General features: G+C 64.4%; 13 protein-coding genes. All 13 read left to right on the forward strand.

From position 1 onward, the window contains the following. Positions 1–75 precede the first annotated feature (75 nt). The 13 genes from ACSQ3G_RS03810 (at position 76) to ACSQ3G_RS03870 (ending at position 15715) form a co-directional block, all read left to right on the forward strand. Positions 76–3867 carry a baseplate multidomain protein megatron gene (locus ACSQ3G_RS03810; protein WP_436109113.1) on the forward strand — a complete coding sequence of 1264 codons (3792 nt, stop codon included), beginning with the start codon at positions 76–78 and terminating at the stop codon, positions 3865–3867. A 20-nt stretch (positions 3868–3887) separates the two neighbouring features. After that, positions 3888–4100 carry a hypothetical protein gene (locus ACSQ3G_RS03815; RefSeq protein ID WP_046637563.1) on the forward strand — a complete coding sequence of 71 codons (213 nt, stop codon included), beginning with the start codon at positions 3888–3890 and terminating at the stop codon, positions 4098–4100. A gap of 117 nt (positions 4101–4217) precedes the next feature. Then, positions 4218–4484: a hypothetical protein gene (locus ACSQ3G_RS03820; protein WP_436109114.1), complete on the forward strand. Its 267-nt coding sequence runs from the start codon at positions 4218–4220 to the stop codon at positions 4482–4484. Between the two features lie 50 nt (positions 4485–4534). Continuing rightward, complete coding sequence (locus tag ACSQ3G_RS03825) at positions 4535–5206, forward strand: response regulator transcription factor (protein ID WP_105441013.1); 672 nt, start codon at positions 4535–4537, stop codon at positions 5204–5206. Between the two features lie 7 nt (positions 5207–5213). Next, on the forward strand, positions 5214–6620 hold the full coding sequence (locus ACSQ3G_RS03830) for an ATP-binding protein (protein WP_425352032.1): 1407 nt from the start codon (positions 5214–5216) through the stop codon (positions 6618–6620). Positions 6621–6886: 266 nt separating this feature from the next. Beyond that, the gene (locus ACSQ3G_RS03835) at positions 6887–7321 is read left to right on the forward strand and encodes an RT0821/Lpp0805 family surface protein (RefSeq protein WP_105427910.1); all 435 of its coding nucleotides are present in this window, start codon (positions 6887–6889) and stop codon (positions 7319–7321) included. A 148-nt stretch (positions 7322–7469) separates the two neighbouring features. Next, positions 7470–8606: a c-type cytochrome biogenesis protein CcmI gene (gene ccmI / locus ACSQ3G_RS03840; protein ID WP_436109115.1), complete on the forward strand. Its 1137-nt coding sequence runs from the start codon at positions 7470–7472 to the stop codon at positions 8604–8606. Beyond that, complete coding sequence (gene ccmE, locus ACSQ3G_RS03845) at positions 8603–9088, forward strand: cytochrome c maturation protein CcmE (protein WP_436109116.1); 486 nt, start codon at positions 8603–8605, stop codon at positions 9086–9088. The genes ccmI and ccmE overlap by 4 nt, the downstream gene beginning before the upstream one ends. Then, on the forward strand, positions 9085–11073 hold the full coding sequence (locus tag ACSQ3G_RS03850; RefSeq protein ID WP_436109117.1) for a heme lyase CcmF/NrfE family subunit: 1989 nt from the start codon (positions 9085–9087) through the stop codon (positions 11071–11073). Before ccmE ends, ACSQ3G_RS03850 begins: the two co-directional genes overlap by 4 nt. Positions 11074–11297: 224 nt before the next feature. Then, complete coding sequence (locus tag ACSQ3G_RS03855) at positions 11298–11726, forward strand: cytochrome c-type biogenesis protein (protein WP_436109118.1); 429 nt, start codon at positions 11298–11300, stop codon at positions 11724–11726. Positions 11727–11872: 146 nt separating this feature from the next. Further along, positions 11873–13462, forward strand: a complete 1590-nt coding sequence (locus tag ACSQ3G_RS03860) for a Do family serine endopeptidase (protein ID WP_105421112.1) — start codon at positions 11873–11875, stop codon at positions 13460–13462. A gap of 75 nt (positions 13463–13537) precedes the next feature. Further along, positions 13538–14296: a response regulator transcription factor gene (locus tag ACSQ3G_RS03865; RefSeq protein WP_280114037.1), complete on the forward strand. Its 759-nt coding sequence runs from the start codon at positions 13538–13540 to the stop codon at positions 14294–14296. A 27-nt stretch (positions 14297–14323) separates the two neighbouring features. Then, positions 14324–15715, forward strand: coding sequence for a sensor histidine kinase (locus ACSQ3G_RS03870; protein ID WP_172724116.1), 1392 nt, complete (start codon positions 14324–14326; stop codon positions 15713–15715). Positions 15716–15726: the final 11 nt, after the last annotated feature.

The raw sequence follows: 15726 nt of genomic DNA on the forward strand, positions 1-15726 counted from the left end.
CTCCCGAATTTCCTGACGCTAGCACAATCTGAGCGAGCATCCAGTGGCAGCGCTGGGCGGCGGCGAGGTATTTCTATGGCCACTATCCTTTTCCAGGCGGCGGGTGCGGCGCTCGGCAGTGTGTTCGGTCCGGTCGGTGCGATCATCGGGCGGGCGGCAGGGGCGCTGGCCGGCAGCATGGTCGATCGGGCGCTGATCGGCGGCAGCGGCACGACCATCTCCGGGCCGCGTCTTGCGACTGCACGCATTCCGGGTGCTGATGAAGGAACGGCGATCAACCGCATCTACGGGACGGCGCGGATCGGCGGCACGCTGATCTGGGCGACGCGTTTCGAGGAAGAGGTAACGCACGAGCGCTCCGGCGGCAAGGCGACCAGCGGGCCGCGGGTGGAGACGTTCCGCTATTTCGCAAACCTGGCGGTCGGGCTCTGCGAGGGGCCGATCGCCGGCGTACGGCGGGTCTGGGCCGATGGGCGTGAACTCGATCTGACGGCAATCGAGATGCGGGTCTACCGTGGCGACGGAGAGCAATTGCCCGATCCGCTGATCGAGGCGAAGCAGGGCGAGGGCAATGCGCCGGCCTATCGCGGGCTGGCCTATGTCGTGTTCGAACGGCTGCCGCTCGACAGTTTCGGCAATCGCATCCCGCTCCTGCAGTTCGAGGTGCTGCGGCCGGTCGGCAGGCTCGAACATCAGATACGCGCCGTGACGGTCACGCCGGGCGCGACGGAGCATGGTTATGCGACTGTGCCGGTGACGGAGAAGACAGGCGAGGGCAGCGGGCGCATTCTCAATCGCCATACGCTGGCGGCCGGCACCGATTGGCAGGCGTCGCTCGATGAGTTGCAGGCGCTCTGCCCCAACCTCGAACGGGTGGCGCTGGTGGTCTCCTGGTTCGGGACGGATCTCAGGGCAGGGTTTTGCCGGATTGTGCCCGGTGTCGAAGTGCCCGGGCGGTGGGAGGAGAGCGCGGAGTGGTCGGTGGCCGGGATGTCGCGCGACGGCGCGCATCTGGTGAGCCAGGATAGCGGACCAGCTTTCGGCGGCACGCCGAGCGATGCGAGCGTGGCTCAGGCGATCACCGACCTCAGGGCGCGTGGGCTGAAGGTCTATCTCTATCCGTTCGTGATGATGGATATCCCGCCCGGCAACGGCCGGCCGGATCCCTATGGCGGGGTGGAGCAGGCGGCCTTTCCCTGGCGCGGGCGGATCACCTGTTTTCCGGCGTCGGCGGATAAGACCGCTGATGCACGGACGCAGGTGCAGGTTTTCAGCGCCGGCTCCGAGGGATACCGGCGCATGGTGCTGCATTATGCCGGCCTGGCGGCGGCCACGGGCGGGGTCGATGGTTTCATCCTCGGCTCGGAACTACGCGGGCTGACGCAATTGCGCGACGAGACGGGGGCCTTTCCTTTCGTGCAGCAACTGGTTGGGCTTGCGGCGGATGTGCGGGCGATCGTCGGGCCGGGGACGAAGCTCACCTACGGCGCCGACTGGAGCGAATATTTCGGCTATCATCCGCAGGACGGTTCGGACGAGGTGCATTTCCATCTCGATCCGCTTTGGGCTTCGGCGGATATCGATGCGGTCGGCATCGACAACTATATGCCGCTCGCCGATTGGCGCGACGAGGATCTTGTCGCGGACAATCCGGATGTTTTTCGGCTCGCGGATGATGCCCAAGCGATGGCTGCGCAGATCGGCGCCGGCGAGGGTTTCGACTGGTATTACGCGAGCAATGCGGACCGGCGGAACCGGGTGCGGTCGCCAATTTCGGACGGGCTGGCGGGCAAGCCGTGGGTCTATCGTTACAAGGATCTCTTGGGCTGGTGGTCGAACCGGCATCATGACCGTGTGGGCGGTGCCGAGACTGCAATGCCCACGGCCTGGGTGCCCGGCATGAAGCCGATCTGGTTTACCGAACTCGGCTGCCCGGCGGTCGACAAGGGCGCCAATCAGCCGAACGTCTTTACCGACCCGAAATCGGCCGAAAGCGCTCTGCCGTATTTTTCGAGCGGCGGGCGGTCGGACAGCATGCAGCGGCGGTTCCTGGAAGCGCATCATGGCTGGTGGCAGGGCCATGCGGCGCCGGCCGGCATGGTCGATCCAGGCCACGTCTTTGTCTGGACCTGGGATGCCCGGCCTGTTCCGGCCTTTCCCGGCGATCTTTCGGCCTGGAGCGATGGCGGCAACTGGCGCACGGGCCATTGGCTCAATGGCCGGCTAGGAGGAACTACGCTCGCCGATGCCATCGCCGCGATCCTGACCGAACATGGTTTTGAAGATTTCGAGGTTTCTGAAGTGAGTGGTGACCTGACTGGCTACGTGCAGGGCGAGGTGACTTCCGCGAGGGCGCTTCTGGAGCCGTTGCTCGAGGTCTTTCAGGTGGATGTTGCCGAAGACGGCGGCAGGCTGCGCTTCCGGTCGCGGTTGACGGCGAGCCTGGCGGCCAAGGAGATCGCCGTCATTGCCGATATCGAGGATGAGCCGCTGTGGTCGGAAAACCGCGGGCATGACAGCGATTTTGCGGCGGAGGCGGTGCTGACCTCCTACAATCCGAGCCTGGACTACGAACAGGCGGGTGTGCGCTCGCGGCGGGCGCGGGCGGAAAGCCAACGCATCCTCAGCTACGACCTGCCGGCCGTGCTGCCGGAGGAGACGTCGCTCGGTGCGGTCGAGACGCTGCTGCGCACGCACAGGGTCGCGAGGCGGTCGTTGAGTTTTGCGCTTTCGCCGGCGGATATTGCCGTCGAGCCCGGCGATGCGGTGCGGCTGGCTCTGCCGGATGCCGCTGGCCCGGAAGGAACGTTCATCATCGAACGGATCGAAGAGGGCGCGGCGCGGCGGATCGAGGCGCGGCATCATGCGCCGCTCGCGCCGTTGAATTATGCTGTCGGAGAGGGGCACAGGAATGGCGGTAGCGCCGTCTCCGACGCATTTGCGCCTGTACTGCACTTTCTCGATCTGCCGCGGTTTGCGCCCGGCGAGGCAGCGAGCTTCGCCCGCGTTGCGGGTTTCTGCCGACCGTGGCGGCGGATGGCGTTATCCTCCTCCGTGACGACGGAAGGGTATCGCACGCGCTCGGTGCTCGACCGGCCGGCAAGGGTCGGCATTCTGGTGGCGCCGCTTTCGGACGGCGCGATCGGGCGCTTCGATCGTGGTCTGACCATGGAGATCGAACTGTTTTTCGGTGGCCTGTCGTCGGCGGACGAGCAGGCGGTGTTGAATGGCGAAAACCGTGTTGCCGTGAAAGCGCAGAACGGCGCCTGGGAAGTGCTTGGCTTTGCTGCAGCCGAAGAGATCAGCCCGAATCGCTGGTCGCTGTCGAACCTGTTGCGCGGGCTGGCGGGGACCGAGGATGCCATGTTGGCGGGAGCCGCGGCGGGTGCAGCCGTCGTCGTGCTCGACGAGGCCGTTGTGCCGCTGGGACTGTCGGCGGAGGAGCGCGGTCTGGCCATGAACTGGCTGGCGGAAAGCTTGGGGCAGGCGGGCGGGCGTTCCGGCCCGCATGGCTTTGCGGGAGGCATGCGCGCCGAGACGCCGCTTTCGCCGGTACATATCCGCGGCGAGCGGCAGCTTGGCGGCGATGCCCGGTTGACCTGGGTGAGGCGTGGCCGGGTCGAGGCGGACAATTGGGACGGGATCGAAATTCCCCTGGACGAGCCTGAGGAGCGCTACCGGCTCGAGGTGCTGGACGGAACCATTATCAGGCGCATGGTCGAGGTGACGGAGCCCGCCTTCATCTATCCGGCGGCCGACGAGATTGCCGATTTCGGCGGTATCCAATCGAGCCTTTCGTTGCGGGTCCGGCAGATGGGCCGGGCGGTCCCGCTCGGCGTCCCGGCCGAGGCGGTCGTTGTATTCTAGGTTGAAACAAGGAGATAAACATGGATGGCATGAAGGTGTGGTATCAGTCGAAAACGGTCTGGGGCGGGTTGATTGCGGTCGCCGCCTCGCTTCTGCAAGTCACGGGTATTCAGCTCGGAGCAGATGTCCAGGCAGACCTCGCAGAGCTTGCGGTGACGCTGGCGGGGGCTGCCGGCGGGTTTTTCGCGATCTACGGTCGTATCGCGGCCCAGACCGGAATCAGGGGAAAATAGCCCGATGAAGGAAAGCATTACGGACCATTCATTTGCCATTCAGCCGCCTTTGGCTACATAATCCATCACATGCTTTGGACATGAATCCTGTTTGTCTTGTGAGTGGAAATTGTAACCATGGCGCGACTGCCAATCATCGCGATATTGACCGCCGGCCTTGCCGGTTTCGCCGGCTTTTTGCCGGAAAAGGTCGCTGCGAGTGATTATCTCGTCCTCGTCGCAGGCGATTGCGGCTCGGCGGCGTCGCGCGTGGTGCGCGAAACCGGCGGGCGGCTTCTTTCCGCTCAGCCCTCCTCCGATGGCCAGACCTGTGTCGTGACGGTGCTCGTCCAAGGCGATGGCAATCAAAGACCGCGCAAGGTAACCGTCAGGGTTCCGATGTAAGGCGGCTCCGGCGGCGATCAACTGCCGGCATATCATTCGAGGGGCGGTGCATGCGCATTCTGGTGGTCGAAGACGACGTCAATCTCAACCGGCAGCTCTCCGACGCCCTGAAGGAGTCGGGTTATGTGGTCGACCAGGCCTTCGATGGCGAGGAAGGCCATTATCTGGGCGAAACCGAGCCTTATGACGCGGTGATCCTCGATATCGGCCTGCCGGTCATGGACGGCATCACCGTCGTCGAGAAATGGCGTGCCGGAGGCAAGGGCATGCCGGTTCTGATGCTGACGGCCCGCGACCGCTGGAGCGACAAGGTGGCAGGCATCGATGCCGGTGCCGACGACTATGTCGCAAAACCCTTCCATGTGGAGGAGGTACTGGCCCGCGTTCGGGCGCTGATCCGCCGGGCGGCGGGGCACTCGTCCTCCGAAATCGTCTGCGGGCCCGTGCGGCTCGATACCAAGGCTTCCAAGGCAAGCGTCGAAGGCATCGCGCTGAAGCTCACCTCGCACGAATTCAGGCTGCTGTCCTACCTGATGCATCACATGGGGCAGGTCGTTTCCCGCACCGAGCTTGTGGAGCATATGTATGATCAGGATTTCGACCGCGATTCCAATACGATCGAAGTTTTCGTGGGCCGGCTTCGCAAGAAGCTCGGTGTCGACCTCATCGAAACGGTCCGCGGACTCGGCTACAGGATGCAAGCGCCAAACGATGCGCCCTAAATTCCGGATGATCGGACCAAGATCGCTGACTGCCCGCGTGCTGCTTCTGGCCACGTTGTGGTCGGCGCTGGCTCTGGTCGTCATTTCGATCGTCATCTCGCAGCTCTACCGGCAGTCGGCCGAACGCGCCTTCACCGACCTCCTGCGCGCCCAACTCTATAACGTCATCAACTCGATCACGATCGGTGACGACAACAAGCTCGCCGGCAGCCCTCAGCTCGGCGACCTGCGTTTCTCGCAGCCCGAGACCGGCTGGTACTGGATCATCGAGCCCCTCGGCACCTTCGCAGCCACGCCGCTGTCCTCCTCCTCGCTCGGCACGTCGAACATCAGCGTGCCGTCGATCCTGGCGGTACCCTTCAACAATCGCTACGAGCGCTTCTATCCCGCGATCGACGCCTACAAGAACCATGTTCTGGTCGCTGAAACCGAAGTCGTACTCGACGGCGAAGGCCGCGCCGCGCGCTTCCGCGTGTCGGGCAATCTCGCGGTTGTCGAGGAGGATATCCAGGCCTTTACCCGCAGTCTCTATATCGCCCTTGCCGTCTTCGGTTTCGGCAGCCTGGTCGTCAACGGCCTGGCGATCCTTTACGGGCTGCAGCCGCTCGACGGCGCACGGCGCTCGCTCGAAAAGGTGCGGCGCGGCGAGGCGGAGCGGCTGGAAGGCGAGTTTCCGCGCGAAATCATGCCGCTTGCGAGCGATATCAACGCACTGATCGAAAGCAACCGCCGCATCGTCGAGCGGGCACGCATGCAGGTCGGCAATCTCGCCCATTCGCTGAAGACGCCGATCGCGGTTCTGCTCAACGAATCGCGTGCCGTCGAAAAGGTGCAGTCGGACATGGTGCGGTCGCAGGCGGAGGGAATGCAGGCGCAGGTGCAATCCTACCTGAACCGTGCGCGCATCGCCGCCCAGCGTGAATCGCTGCTTGCCCGGACCGAGCTCGAGCCGGCGCTGGAACGCCTGGTCAGGGTGATGCGGCGGCTCAATCCGGAAAAGGAGTTCCACCTGTCGGTCTTTCCGCCGGGCGTGGCGCTTGCCATGGAACAGCAGGACGTCGAGGAGACCGTCGGCAACCTGCTCGAAAATGCCGCACGCTTCTGCGAAACCGGCGTCTGGATCACCGCGACGCCCACATCCGGACCTCAATCCGGCGAAGGCGAAACCGCGCGCCGCTCCTGGGTCGAGGTCGCTGTCGAGGACGATGGCCCGGGACTGGAGCCGGATCAGATCCATGAAGCGATGAAACGCGGCAGGCGCCTCGACGAGAGCAAGCCGGGCGCCGGGCTCGGACTGTCGATCGTGCGCGAGATCACCGGCGAGTATCACGGCTCGGTCGAGCTGACGCGCGGAGCACGGGGTGGCCTGAGAGCGCAGCTTCTGCTTCCGAGCGTCGCCAAGGAAGGTCCGTGATCGTCCGATATTCGCAACACGGTCCAGCATGACTGTGGCGTAAGGGCAACATCGGCCTATTCCCTGCCATTGCTTATGGACGGATGGATCGCCTGCTATATCTTTGTCGGAAGAGGCATTTCCATATGTCTGCTAATATGCGGGGAGACTGAAAGATCGTCGGATTTGTGTGTTTTCCCAATGACGCCTTAATGATGCCATGCCGGGACCGGACCAGTCTCGGCGAGCTTTCCGAAGAAAACGAGCCGCGACCGGTTTCCGACACGATGCGATTATTGAGCCTTCGAAATACCGTTTCATCGCTTGTGGTTGCCGGCCTGCTGGCAGGTTGCGGCACGTCTTCAGGAGCGGGGACCGGCGGCACGCGCGGCCTGCTGACACCGCGGCCCTCGCCATCCACATCCTATATTTCCGCGCTGCAGGGCGGCATCGTCGGCCGCAGCGGCGCAACGCTATCGGCAAGCGACCGTTCCCGCGCCCTCGAGGCGGAATATCGCGCCTTGGAAGGGGCGGCGGGCGGCGAAGTAATCACCTGGAAGGGTGACGACGCGAACGGCCAGGTGATCGCCAACGCCCCCTATCAGGTAGGCACCCAGAACTGCCGTCAGTATCGCCATACGGTAACCATGAATGGCCGCGACATGACGGCGCGGGGCGCTGCCTGCCGCAATTCCAACGGCACCTGGACGCCGCTCACCTGATTTCCTCTGCGGCCGTTTGACATGGGTCATGGCCGCCAGATCGGATCGGCCCCATATGCAGGCTTGAACTTGCGGCCAAAGGCCTCAAATTCGCGTCAACGCCGGCTGCGCTGTTGGAAAGCGCGGGCCGTTGCAGTATTGGGCCACTATGGTTTTATGGATCATCCTCGCAGCTCTGACGGCGGCCGTTGCGGCAATCCTCATTCTGCCTTTCGCCCGAGCCACCAAAACAGCGTCTGCTGACCGTGCCGGAGAGGTCGCGGTCTATCGCGACCAGCTGGCCGAACTGGACCGCGACCGGGCCCAAGGGCTGATCAATGCGGAGGAAGCGGAATACGCCCGCGCCGAAATCGGCCGCCGGCTGCTGGCCGCGGCCGGCGCCGGGGAGGGCAAGGAGATCGCCGCTCCGAAGGCGCGAAAATATGCGCTCGCCACCACTGTGGTCACGCTGGTGCCGCCCCTCGTCGGGCTCTGTCTTTACCTGGCGCTCGGCAATCCCGGGCTGCCGGACCAGCCGCTTGAAGCGCGGCTTGCCAATCCCGGCAACAATGTCGCGCTGCTGGTCGCCAAGGCGGAGCGGCATCTGGCCGAAAATCCCAATGACGGCGCCGGCTGGGATCTGCTTGCGCCGATCTATTTCCGCTCCATGCGGCTTGGCGACGCCGAGATGGCCTATCGCAATGCGATCCGCATTCTTGGGCCAAGTCCCGTCCGGCTGGCCGGGCTCGGCGAAACTCTAGTCGCATCGAATGACGGGATCGTCACCGAGGACGCGCGTTCCGCCTTCGAGCAGGCGGTGGAGCTCGATCCGGACAATCCGCGTTCACGTTTCTATGTCGGCCTCGGCTTCGAACAGGCCGGCAGGGCGGCAGAGGCAAGGGCCCAGTTCGAGACGATTGCCAAGGGCTCGCCGGCCGATGCGCCGTGGATGCAGCTCATCAACCAGCATATCGTCAAGAACGGCGGCACCATCGTGACGGAAAAGGACACGGCGCAGGCGCCTGGCAATCCGTCCCAGGCAGATGTGGCGGCGGCCGCAAACATGTCGCAGGGCGATCGGCAGGCGATGATCCGCGGCATGGTCGATAGTCTTGCGGAACGGCTGAAACAGGACCCGAACAATCTCGAAGGCTGGGTGAGGCTGGTGCGCTCCTATTCCGTGCTCGGCGACAAATCCAGGGCTGAGGACGCCTTGAAGAGCGGCCTCAAGCAGTTCCCGTCATCAGGCGAGCTGGTGGCGCTCGCCAACGAGATGGGGATCACCGTCGAAGGAGTGGCGCAATGACGCGCAAACAGAAACGGCTGGCGGTGATCGCGGGCGGCATGAGCTTCATCCTCGTCGCGGTGCTGCTCGTCATGTTCGCCTTCAGCCAGTCGGTCGCCTATTTCTTCATGCCGGCCGATCTCGCCAAGGCCGATGTCAAGCCCGGCACCCGCATCAGGCTCGGCGGGCTGGTGGCCGAAGGATCGGTGAAGCGCGGCCAGGGCTCGACGGTGAGTTTTACGGTAACGGACGGAACCGGCAGCGTACCGGTCACCTACACGGGCATCCTGCCGGACCTGTTTCGCGAAGGCCAGGGCGTGGTGACCGAAGGCGCGTTCGATGCGGCATCGCACGGTTTCGTGGCCGACAGCGTGCTCGCCAAGCACGACGAGAACTACATGCCCAAGGAAGTCGCGGACCGACTGAAGGCGCAGGGCGTCTGGAACGAGGGCCAAGGCAACCAGGGTCAGCCTGATGGCGCCAAGGGGACGGCAACGAGATGATCATCGAGATCGGCCACTATGCACTTGTTCTGGCGCTCGCAACCGCGCTGATCGTCTCGGTGCTGCCGGTCGCCGGCGCTCGGCGCGGCGATGCCGCGATGATGGCGCTGGCCCCAACCGGCTCACTGGTGCTGTTCGCGCTCGTGGCCTTTTCCTTCGGCGTACTGACCTGGGCCTACATGGTCTCGGATTTCTCGGTCGCGAACGTCTGGGAGAATTCCCATTCGCTGATGCCGCTGATCTACAAGTTCTCGGGCGTCTGGGGCAATCACGAAGGGTCGATGCTGCTCTGGCTGCTGATCCTAGTGTTCTTCAGCGCGCTCGTCGCTGTCTTCGGCCGCAATCTGCCGGATACGCTGAGGGCCAACGTTCTGGCTGTCCAGGCCTGGATCTCGACCGCCTTCCTGTTCTTCATCCTCCTGACCTCCAATCCGTTCCTGCGCCTCGATCCGGCGCCGGCCGAGGGACAGGACCTCAATCCGGTGCTGCAGGACCTCGGCCTGGCGGTTCATCCGCCGCTTCTCTACCTCGGTTATGTGGGCTTCTCGGTCTGCTTTTCGTTCGCGGTCGCGGCGCTCTTGGAAGGCCGCATCGATGCCGCCTGGGCCCGCTGGGTGCGGCCGTGGACGCTCGCCGCCTGGACCTTCCTCACCGCCGGCATCGCCATGGGTTCCTACTGGGCCTATTACGAACTCGGCTGGGGCGGCTGGTGGTTCTGGGACCCGGTCGAGAACGCCTCCTTCATGCCCTGGCTCGCGGGCACGGCGCTGCTCCATTCGGCGCTGGTCATGGAAAAGCGCGAGGCGCTGAAGATCTGGACCGTGCTTCTGGCGATCATGACCTTTTCGCTGTCGCTGCTCGGCACCTTCCTGGTGCGCTCGGGCGTGCTGACTTCGGTGCATTCGTTTGCGACCGATCCGACCCGCGGCATCTTCATCCTCTGCATTCTCGGCATCTTCATCGGCGGCGCCTTCGCGCTGTTTGCCTGGCGGGCGCCGATGCTGAAGGCGGGCGGCATTTTCGCACCGATCTCGCGCGAGGGTGCGCTGGTGCTCAACAACCTGATCCTGACGGTGGCGACGGCAACCGTGCTGACCGGCACGCTCTATCCGCTCGTCCTCGAAACGCTGACCGGCGAAAAGATCTCGGTCGGCGCGCCGTTCTTCAACATGACCTTCGGCCTGCTGATGCTGCCGCTCCTGGTCGCCGTGCCGTTCGGTCCGGTGCTCGCCTGGAAGCGCGGCGATCTTCTGGGCGCCCTGCAGCGGCTGTATGTCTTCGCCGGTCTGGCACTGGCAGCGGGCCTTGCCTTCTTCTATATCCAGAACGGCGGACCGGTTCTGGCGATCTTCGGCCTGGTGCTGGGTTTCTGGGGCATGATCGGCGCGTTCGCCGACCTCTGGTATCGCGGCAATTTTGCCAAGGTCGGGCTGTCGGTCGGCCTGAAACGGCTGGCCGGCCTGCCGCGTTCGGTGTTCGGCACGGCGATCGCCCATTTCGGCCTCGGAGTGACGGTGCTCGGTATTTTCGCAGCAACGACCTTCGGCACCGAGACGGTGGTGGAGATGAAGCAGGGCGCTTCCGTCGACGCCGGCGGTTATTCGCTGACCTATGACGGGCTGCGCGACGCAGTTGGGCCGAACTATACCGAGAGCCGCGGACATTTCGCCGTCAGCCGCGGCGGGGTGCAGGTGGCGGACGTCTGGTCGTCGAAACGGCTTTATACGGCGCGGCGCATGCCGACGACGGAGGCCGGCATCCTCACCTTCGGGCTCAGCCAGCTCTATGTCTCGCTCGGCGACGCGATGGAAAGCGGCGGCATGGTCGTGCGCATCTGGTGGAAGCCGTTCATCCTCTGCATCTGGGGCGGCGCTCTGGTGATGATGGTCGGCGGATTTGTCTCGCTGTCGGACCGGAGACTGCGTGTGGGTGCGCCGAGCCGGAAGGCGAAGCCGGTCAAGGCCAGGCTGGAGGCGGCGGAGTGAGCGTGTTTCAGCAGGCCGGTGCGGCAACCTCCCTCTTCTCCCCAGCGGGGAGAAGTGCCGAGCGTATGCGAGGCGATGAGGGGGCCTCACGGCACAAGTTATATGATTGGGTATCGATGGCTATGCCCCCCTCATCCGACCCTTCGGGCCACCTTCTCCCCGTGGGGGAGAAGAGGGGAGGATGCCAGTCCGCCGGCGCTCTTTTCCGATCCTTCCTACTTCTCTTGGCTCTCCTCGCCCCCCTCCCGGCCTTCGCGGTCAACCCCGACGAAGTGCTCTCCAACCCCGTGCTCGAGCAGCGCGCCCGAAATCTTTCGGCGCAGTTGCGCTGCATGGTGTGCCAGAACCAGTCGATCGACGACTCCAATGCGGAGCTTGCCCGCGACCTGCGCGTGCTTGTGCGCGAACGGCTAGCGAACGGCGACACGGACGATCAGGTGATCGACTACGTCGTGTCCCGCTACGGCGAATTCGTGCTCCTGAAGCCGCGGCTCAGCGCCAAGACGATGATCCTGTGGGCCACTCCCGTCCTGCTGCTGCTGGTCGGTGGCGTGGCGATCCTGGTTTTTGTCCGCACGCGTCCCAGCCAACGCGCGGTTGCGGCGCTCTCCGCCGAGGAACAGGCGCGCATCGAAGAGCTTCTGAAAAAATAGGCGCCCAAAACAGACCGCTGCAAACATTACCAATATTTCATTCGTCCGCCACCTGCAGTTAACCTGCGAGCGCCTATATCTCTTGTCATCCACCGCCTGGCTGACCTCCGGCCAAAATGACTGAAGAGAAGAAGGTAGCTTAAAACATGCGCAATATCGGACGTCCCTCTCTGAAGACCGTCTTGAAGACCACCACGGTTGCTGGTCTTGCCGCGGTCATGCTCTCGAGCGGCATCCCGGCTCAGGTCACGCAGTCCCTTGCTGCTCCGGTCAGCGTCACCGCACCGCAGGCCCCGAGCTTTGCCGATGTCGTTTCGGCCGTTTCCCCCGCCGTCGTTTCGGTGCGCGTCCAGTCCGACGCCCAACCCGTTTCCGACGACACCAGTTCGTTCAGTTTCGGCGGCCGCGGTTTCGACCAGCTTCCCGACGACCATCCGCTGAAGCGGTTCTTTCGTGAATTCGGCGGCCAGGTGCCGGGCGCTCCGGGTGCTCCGGGCGACCGCAACAACCGCAACCAGGATCGCGCCGACCGCAACGGTCCGCGGGGTCAGGACGGCAACCGTCCTCACCGTCTGCGCCCGGCGGCACAGGGCTCCGGGTTCTTCATCTCCGAAGACGGTTATGTCGTCACCAACAACCACGTCGTTTCGGACGGTTCCGCCTACACGGTCGTTTTGAACGATGGCACGGAACTCGAAGCCAAGCTGGTCGGCAAGGACAGCCGTACCGATCTCGCCGTGCTCAAGGTCGACGCCACCAGCCGCAAGTTCACCTATGTCAACTTTGCGGACGACTCGAAGGTCCGTGTCGGCGACTGGGTGGTTGCCGTCGGCAACCCGTTCGGCCTTGGCGGTACGGTCACCGCAGGCATCGTTTCGGCCCGCGGCCGCGACATCGGCTCCGGTCCCTATGACGACTACATCCAGGTGGATGCGGCCGTGAACCGCGGCAATTCCGGCGGCCCGACCTTCAACCTCTCCGGCGAAGTGGTGGGCATCAACACCGCGATCTTCTCGCCCTCGGGCGGCAATGTCGGCATTGCGTTCGCGATCCCGTCTTCCACCGCCAAGGACGTCGTTGCCGACCTGATGAAGGACGGCAAGGTCGATCGCGGCTGGCTCGGCGTGCAGATCCAGCCGGTCACCCAGGACATCGCCGATTCGCTCGGCCTCAAGGAAGCGTCCGGCGCTCTCGTCGTCGCTCCGCAGGAAGGCTCTCCGGGCCAGAAGGCCGGCATCAAGGAAGGCGACGTCATCACCGCCGTCAACGGCCAGCCGATCAAGGATGCCCGTGATCTCGCCAAGCGCGTCGCCGCCTTCGGCCCCAACACCAAGGTCGATGTCGACCTGTGGCGCGACGGCAAGGCGCAGAAGATCCCGGTCACGCTGGGCAATCTCCAGAGCGACGAAGCCGCCGCGGCCACGCCGAAGCAGCCCGACGCCCCGGCGCCCTCCAGCGACAAGGCGCTTGCGAGCCTCGGCATCACTGTCGCTCCGGCCGAGGACGGTTCCGGTCTCTCGGTCACCGACGTCGATCCGGACAGCGAAGCCGCTGCCCGCGGCCTGAAGACCGGGGAAAAGATCGTCTCGGTCAACAACCGCAAGGTCACCAGCGCCGCCGATGTCGGCAAGGTTCTCGACCAGGCCCGCAAGGATGGCCGCACCCGCGCGCTGTTCCAGGTGGCTGGTGAAAACAATACCAGCCGCTTTGTCGCCCTGCCGATCAACGAAGGCTGATTTCCCAAATAGGTCGCAAGGTCAGGGGCGCCGCCGGCAACGGTCGGCGCCCTTCTTCTTTCCATGGAGCGAGTGATGGAGACGGATACCCGATATTCTGCCGGCACCGCAGATTCCCGTAGTGCAAAGACAGGCGCGGACGCTATTGTCCCGCACATGAAGATTCTGGTGATAGAAGACGACTTGGAGGCGGCAGCCTACATGACCAAGGCCTTTCGCGAGGCCGGGATAGTGGTCGACCATGCAAGCGACGGCGAGAGCGGCCTGTTCATGGGGACCGAGAATTCCTACGACGTGATGGTCATCGACCGCATGCTGCCGCGCCGCGACGGGCTGTCTGTCATCAGCGAGTTGAGAAAGCGCGGCATCAATGCGCCGGTGCTGATCCTTTCGGCGCTCGGCCAGGTGGACGACCGCGTGACCGGCCTGCGCGCCGGCGGCGACGACTATCTGCCGAAGCCCTACGCCTTCTCCGAACTTCTCGCCCGCGTCGAAGTGCTCGGCCGCCGCAAGGGCACGCCGGAACAGGACATGGTCTACCGGGTCGGCGACCTGGAGCTTGATCGGCTGTCGCACGAAGTGAAGCGCGCCGGCAAGGAAGTGCTGCTGCAGCCGCGGGAATTTCGCCTGCTGGAATATCTGATGAAGAATGCCGGCCAGGTGGTGACCCGCACCATGCTGCTCGAAAACGTCTGGGACTATCACTTCGATCCCCAGACCAATGTCATCGACGTGCATGTCTCGCGGCTGAGATCGAAGATCGAGAAGGATTTCGAAAAGCCGCTTCTGAAGACGATCCGCGGTGCCGGTTACATGATCAAGGACGAGGGGTAAGCCGAGTTGCTGGCACGCGCCCGCCTGATGTTCCGCTCGACGGCCGTGCGGCTGTCGGCGCTCTATATCCTGCTCTTCGCCTTGTGTGCGGCATTCCTGGTCATTTACGTGACGGCGATGTCCGAACGGCTGCTGGCGCAGCAGACGCGGCAGTCGCTGCAGGAGGAAGTGCAGGAGATACAGCGCGCCTATGAACGGGGGGGCGTGAGCCTTCTCCTGCGGATGATGGAGCGGCGGGCCCGCCAGCCGGGCGCCAATCTCTATGTGATCGCCGGTCCCAACGGCGAGATGCTCGCCGGTAACGTCGCCGCCGTGCAGCCCGGCGTGCTCGACGAGCAGGGCTGGACGGACATCCCCTTCACCTATGAACCCTATACGGAAGTGGACCGCCGCGGCCGGCATCTGGCGACCGCCAACGTCATCCGCCTCGACAACGGTCTGCGGCTGCTGGTCGGCCGCGATCTCGGCGATCCGAGCCGGTTCCGTGGCATTGTGCGCCGGGCGCTGATGGTGGCATTGGCCATCATGGGCGTCGGAGCGCTGGTGATCTGGTTCGGCATCGGCCGCAATGCATTGAAACGCATCGACCGCATGTCGGCGGCGAGCCAGAAGATCATGGCGGGCGACCTTTCGCAGCGCCTGCCGGTCGGCAAGTCCGGCGACGAATTCGATCGGCTGTCGGATTCGCTGAACGCCATGCTCGGACGCATCGAGAAGCTGAACGAGGGTCTGCGCCAGGTTTCCGACAACATCGCCCATGATCTCAAGACGCCGCTGACGAGATTGCGCAACAAGGCGGCCGATGCGCTGGGCGAGGATCGCGCGGATGTGCGTCGGACGGCCCTCGAAGGCATCATCGCCGAATCGGACCAGCTTATCCGCACCTTCAACGCGCTGCTGATGATCTCCCGTGTCGAGGCGGGTTCGATCGCTGCGGAAATGTCCGATGTCGATCTGTCGGCGATCTCCGCCGACAGCGCCGAACTCTACGAGCCGGCGGCGGAGGAGGCCGGTCTTTCGCTCACCACCGAGCTCGAACCGGGTCTCGTCGTCACCGGCAACCGGGAGCTCATCGGCCAGGCGATCTTCAATCTCCTCGACAATGCGATCAAATATGCTTCCGAGGGAAGCCAGACGCCGAAGATCGGCGTGAAGCTCGCCAGGAGCGACGGCACGCTCAGGCTCTCCGTCTGCGACAACGGTCCGGGCATCCCGGCCAACAAGCGGGGCGAGGTAACCAAGCGGTTCTTTCGCCTGGACGAAAGCCGCTCCAAACCTGGCACCGGCCTTGGCCTCTCGCTGGTCGAAGCGGTGATGGAACTGCATGGTGGCTCGCTGGAATTCTCCGCCACCGACGAGACCAATGCCGCGGCGCCCGGCCTGACGGTCACCATGGTCTTTCCCGTGCCGAAGCCCTAAGTTTCGCCAGG

The sequence above is a fragment of the Neorhizobium tomejilense genome, assembly GCF_964254135.1.
GTDB classification, from domain to species: Bacteria; Pseudomonadota; Alphaproteobacteria; order Rhizobiales; family Rhizobiaceae; genus Neorhizobium; species Neorhizobium tomejilense.

What these genes read in the sequence shown, in the direction of transcription:
- ACSQ3G_RS03810 (WP_436109113.1), top strand. Translation starts at nt 76, where the DNA reads ATGGCCACTATCCTTTTCCAGGCGGCGGGTGCGGCGCTCGGCAGTGTG.
- ACSQ3G_RS03815 (WP_046637563.1), top strand. Translation starts at nt 3,888, where the DNA reads ATGGATGGCATGAAGGTGTGGTATCAGTCGAAAACGGTCTGGGGCGGG.
- ACSQ3G_RS03820 (WP_436109114.1), top strand. Translation starts at nt 4,218, where the DNA reads ATGGCGCGACTGCCAATCATCGCGATATTGACCGCCGGCCTTGCCGGT.
- ACSQ3G_RS03825 (WP_105441013.1), top strand. Translation starts at nt 4,535, where the DNA reads ATGCGCATTCTGGTGGTCGAAGACGACGTCAATCTCAACCGGCAGCTC.
- ACSQ3G_RS03830 (WP_425352032.1), top strand. Translation starts at nt 5,214, where the DNA reads ATGATCGGACCAAGATCGCTGACTGCCCGCGTGCTGCTTCTGGCCACG.
- ACSQ3G_RS03835 (WP_105427910.1), top strand. Translation starts at nt 6,887, where the DNA reads ATGCGATTATTGAGCCTTCGAAATACCGTTTCATCGCTTGTGGTTGCC.
- ccmI (WP_436109115.1), top strand. Translation starts at nt 7,470, where the DNA reads ATGGTTTTATGGATCATCCTCGCAGCTCTGACGGCGGCCGTTGCGGCA.
- ccmE (WP_436109116.1), top strand. Translation starts at nt 8,603, where the DNA reads ATGACGCGCAAACAGAAACGGCTGGCGGTGATCGCGGGCGGCATGAGC.
- ACSQ3G_RS03850 (WP_436109117.1), top strand. Translation starts at nt 9,085, where the DNA reads ATGATCATCGAGATCGGCCACTATGCACTTGTTCTGGCGCTCGCAACC.
- ACSQ3G_RS03860 (WP_105421112.1), top strand. Translation starts at nt 11,873, where the DNA reads ATGCGCAATATCGGACGTCCCTCTCTGAAGACCGTCTTGAAGACCACC.
- ACSQ3G_RS03865 (WP_280114037.1), top strand. Translation starts at nt 13,538, where the DNA reads ATGGAGACGGATACCCGATATTCTGCCGGCACCGCAGATTCCCGTAGT.
- ACSQ3G_RS03870 (WP_172724116.1), top strand. Translation starts at nt 14,324, where the DNA reads ATGTTCCGCTCGACGGCCGTGCGGCTGTCGGCGCTCTATATCCTGCTC.